The organism is Pseudomonas sp. MWU12-2319, assembly GCF_023242525.1.
Lineage (GTDB): Bacteria > Pseudomonadota > Gammaproteobacteria > Pseudomonadales > Pseudomonadaceae > Aquipseudomonas > Aquipseudomonas gingeri_D.
The window spans coordinates 1-4,593 of record NZ_JALJES010000039.1; the positions used below are offsets into that span (position 1 = coordinate 1).

General features: G+C 57.8%; 3 protein-coding genes and 1 pseudogene. 3 read left to right on the forward strand and 1 reads right to left on the reverse strand.

The window, feature by feature from the left end:
• Positions 1–893: 893 nt before the first annotated feature.
• From M5C01_RS32530 to M5C01_RS32540, 3 genes and pseudogenes are all read left to right on the forward strand, one after another.
• A pseudogene (locus M5C01_RS32530) lies at positions 894–1,067 on the forward strand (transposase domain-containing protein); the annotation flags it as partial.
• 299 nt (positions 1,068–1,366) lie between these two features.
• Positions 1,367–2,422: a hypothetical protein gene (locus tag M5C01_RS32535; protein ID WP_248764464.1), complete on the forward strand. Its 1,056-nt coding sequence runs from the start codon at positions 1,367–1,369 to the stop codon at positions 2,420–2,422.
• 12 nt (positions 2,423–2,434) lie between these two features.
• The gene (locus M5C01_RS32540; RefSeq protein WP_152742307.1) at positions 2,435–4,030 is read left to right on the forward strand and encodes a hypothetical protein; all 1,596 of its coding nucleotides are present in this window, start codon (positions 2,435–2,437) and stop codon (positions 4,028–4,030) included.
• Between the two features lie 247 nt (positions 4,031–4,277).
• Here the strand turns inward: M5C01_RS32540 and M5C01_RS32545 are convergent, their stop codons facing one another.
• Positions 4,278–4,586, reverse strand: a complete 309-nt coding sequence (locus tag M5C01_RS32545) for a hypothetical protein (protein WP_248764465.1) — start codon at positions 4,584–4,586, stop codon at positions 4,278–4,280.
• Positions 4,587–4,593 lie beyond the last annotated feature (7 nt).

Genomic DNA, 4,593 nt, shown 5'->3' on the forward strand with positions numbered 1-4,593 from the left:
TTCATGCAGATGATCATGCAACACGGTAACAGGCGCTGGTTTGGTACCTGCCTTCGGACCGAGGTTGTAGTGAGACAAAGCACGGTCGGCGATACGAGGGTCGATGCTTTCGATGTTTGAGGTTGCAGGCGGATTGGGGGTGGGCTTGAACATAGTACGAGGTACTCCAAGTGCATGTATTGAAGCCGTCACCATCGCTACCAAACGATTGAAGGGTGGCGGCCGTACGCAGGTTGGTAGACCGGTGCACTAGGAACCCGGCGCGTCCGCGGACGCCCTGCGCACGACCACCATAAAAGCTGAGGCCGAAAAAAAGCGCCTTGCTCAAGGTGGCGCTTTGCGCCTAGTTACACCGAGGGCTACCAAACCCTGTCACTGATGTGCAGTGACGGATCGAAGATAACCAGCGATATGGGCAGGCGCAAGCGGTCAGGATTTTCTAGGAAATTTCACTCAAGGGAAAGAGAGAACTCTTGCTGGTCGCTGAAATTGCCGGCTCCAGTGAGAGACCGTGAGCACCGCTGGCCATGTGGTTGATCACCGCTGATGAATGAAACCGTTGGTAGGAGGTGGCTACCTGGAGACGTACGGGCTGTCTGCTCTGGAAATCAGTTTCTGAACAGTGGCGGCCAGAAGCAAACACTCTGAACCACCGAAACCTCGCGTACAGCCGGTCGAGATCGTATTGAAGTCTACGATGAGCCAGTATTTTCCCAGTCGTGCAAAGTGGACTTCCATATCCGCCTTCCTGAACCGCCTGACCGCTGCGCCCGGACCCTGGCGAACTAGACCAGCAGAGTAGTCACACCAATCAGGGATTCGCTATCCACTATCATTGTGACTCAAGCAAACCTTTAGGCCATTCCCAAGTAAGCGAACAGCGAACACGCCTTGCCGGCTCGTTGCGCAGTGGAAAACGTGCGGCGGCGCTGATGAGTTTGATCCAGTCAGCCAAGCTCAATGGACATGATGCGTATGGCTATTTGAAAGATGTCCTCACTCGCCTGCCAACGCAGCGGGCGAGTGAAATCGAGGAGTTGCTGCCACATCGTTGGCAACCGACTTAAGTTACGCAACACGGGATGCCCGGACGCTTACCGCGCAAGTCGCATCCTTCGACATGGTGCAGGATCAGTAACGGTGTTCCGCCCCTACCGTATCCAAAACTTTCAATCATGGGGAGGAATTCATAGCCGCTCTTTTGCTACGACTCGAGCAGCTCAAGGAGCGTGAAGCCTTGGCTTTATGAGTAGGGGTTGAGGCTACGAGCTGCAGCTGCCGAAGCCTCATATAGCGGGGAGCCATTCGAAAAGCCTATAAAGGCATATTGACATCGCTCTATCCCCATGGAGAATCTCAGGCACTTTTGTCCACCATGGATGGCCCGCTCGTGTATCGACATATTTTCCTGCAATCCACAGAAGGCTTCGGTGCAAACCTGATCAGTCACCATAGTGCCCTGATGACCCGCGGCGCGCTGGGCAGTACCTTCATCTTCTCGTCCATCGGCGACGCCTTGTCCAGGGCCTACGACTCGGCCAAGGAAACCGTCAGCGAGGTTGCCGACAAAGTCGCCGAGACGGTATCCGATGCCTACGATGCCACCGTCGACACCGTCAGCACCGTAGCCGAGTCAGTCTCAGAAACGGCTTCAAGCGCTTATAATTCTACCGTCGAAACCCTCTCCGATGCCGCCGAAACCTTAGGTGATGCGGTTTCCGATGGCTTTGACGCTACCCGCAACTATGTCGAGGACGTGGCCTCGGGCGAAAAGGAAATCGACTACTGGAAAGTGCTCGGCGGCGCCGCGATCGGGGTCGGCGCAGTTGCCGCGGCGCCCTTCACCGGTGGTGGCTCACTAGTCGGTGGCGCAACGTTGCTCGGCTCGCTAGCCGGAGCCGGCACAATTGCCGTTGCGGTGGGCGCGGGTGTTGCCGGCGCCGTGGTCGCTGCAAATCTCGACGGCGATGAAGAGGCGCACAAGGCTGGCGTCGAGGCTGGTCGCAAGCAAGCCAAGGCCGAGCATCTGGCCGAGATCACAAAGCTGAACCAGGAACTCGAGAAGGCCATGCAAAGCCTCAAGCTTGCTGGCAAGCATTTCAATGCCATCATGGCGCTGAATGCGGTTGCGGTGGCGACCGCCAACTGCAAAGGCGGGATCAGCGAGGAGGATCGGGAAGGTATCGAGCAGTTCATCACAGGTGTCGCCGCAGGCGCCATTCCGGACATTGTAAAGGCCAAGATCGAATCGCTTTACCAGCAGCCACCCACCATCAAGGAAGCCTTCATTTTGGCAAAAGAGTCGGGCATGGACATGTCCATCTTCGACGAGATCATCAAACTGTTGGTACTCAGCAAAGCAAGCGTTCACCCGCAGGAAGCAGCCTTCATGCAAGCCTGGAACAGCCTAAAAGCCGCGTAAGGAAAGCGCCCGATGAGCAAACTCGAACAGTTCCGAAAGCAACAAGCCCTGCGCGCACAACTGGCCAACCGCCCGCTGATTCATGCCGCAGCCAACCCTGAGGACGTGGCGGCCCTGCTGGCCAGCCAAGCCGACACCACGCGCCTCGCCAGTCTGGACTACCATGCCTCGCTGAGCGTCACCCTCCAGGCTGCCCCGCAGGAGGCTCGCGTGCTGCTGGACGAACTTGAGAAGGAGTTCGACCAGGCGCGGGTGAACGACCTGCTGGCCAAGGCACAACGCGATATCGTCGCAGCAATTGCCGGCCCCCTGGGACTGGGTAAGGTCCTTGCGGTGTATGACAAACAAGGGGGCAATGTGACGACTATTCACAATGCCCAGCAAGGTATCTATGCCAACACCGATGAACGATACAACCGCGATGACTACGACAGAGGATTGAACAGCCAACGTAAGAAGTTTGCCGGCGACCACGAGAATTCGGTGGGTGCCACGTTCACCAAAGGCCAGTTGGACAGCAAGGGCCAGCTCACTGATGGCTACACCGGCGAAACCGTCATGGGTAAGCACACCAGCCCCGACCACATCGTACCGCTGAAGTCCTACCACAAGAACGGCGGGTTCATGCAGTCGAAGACCCAGCGCGCCGACTTCGGGACTGATACCGAAAACCTGATCTCCACCCAGCGCAGCATCAACCAATCGATGAGCGATGAAGAGAAACTGGAGTGGGTGGATAAGAAATCCAACGGTCGCACAGTCACCAACGAAGAACACCACGACATCAATCGTGACCGACTCGAGGCGGCAGTGAAACGCGGCCAGACCGCCGCCGACCGCCACGGCCCCAGCACCTCGGAAAAAGCCGCCTTCTACACCACTCACGCCGCCCAGACGGGCATGACCGAAGGCTTGAAGATGGGTGCCCAGCAGGCCTTTGGCATGCTGATGGTAGAGCTGTTCAGCAGCTCCCTGGACGAGATCAAAGACCTCTACCGAAATGGCCGCCAGAGCGAGACCATCCTGGCCGAACTTGGCGAACGCCTGAAGCGTGTCGGCGTCAAGGTTGCAGGCAAGTGGGAGCAGATGCTCGACAGCTTTAGCGGTGGTTTCATCTCCGGTTTCATCTCCAATGCGGTGACCGTGTTGATCAACCTGTTCGTCACCACCGGCAAGCGCGCCGTACGGATGATTCGCGAGGGGATCTTCTCACTACTCAAGGCACTCAAGACCTTCCTTTTCCCACCCAAGAACATGAGCTTCGCCCAGGCGGCACACGAGGCGCTGAAGCTGCTGGCTGCAGGCGGAGTGGTGGTCGGCGGCGTGGCCCTGGAAGAAGCTGCCGAAAAGCTGATTCTCAGCGTGCCCCTGTTCGCCCCTATCGCCGGTGTACTGACGGCGGTGCTGGTGGGAGCGGCGACGGCGTTGAGCATGACCTTTGTCTGCTATCTGCTCGACAAGATCGACCTGTTTGGCGTCGTGCGGGCTGAGCGGGACAGGCAGATGATCGGGGCGCTGGATACGCGCATCAGTGCGCAGATGGCGTTGTCGGTGAGCGTCATTGAAGAGTTGGATGGGTATTTGCTAGATGCACCCTCGCCAGCTTAAGTTTTACCTACGCTGGAGCGTAGGGTTTACTGCTCCAGCGTAGTCTCCTCCCTACGGATTAAGCGTATCGGAATGCCGAAGTTTGGAAGGTGTTGTGGTTCAACAGGCTCGGACACTGCATGGAGTGGTTTTGGTCTCGGTGCGAGCAGGAGCAGGCAATCGACTGAGGGGGGGGGGCTGACACGGCTGTTGAACTTCAGACCCGAATGAGCGGAAAGCCAGGCTTTCCGCTCTCCGCAGAACGTGGTCAGCCGCTGACGCTGACCGCCTGCTCATCCAGCACCGAGTCCATCTTTAGCTGTGCCAACTCAATGAGATGCACCACTCCCATCGCCACCTTGCGGTTCGAACCGGTCTGGTTGTCGGCGTGCTCATAGGCCGTGGCCGCCGCGGATTGCAGAATCGAGTAGACGTTGGTCAGAGCGTCTTCCTGGCTCCCGGGCTCATTCAGATGATCATGCAACACGGTAACAGGCGCTGGTTTGGTACCTGCCTTCGGACCGAGGTTGTAGTGAGATAAAGCCCGGTCGGCAATACGAGGATCGATGCTTTCGATGTCGGCA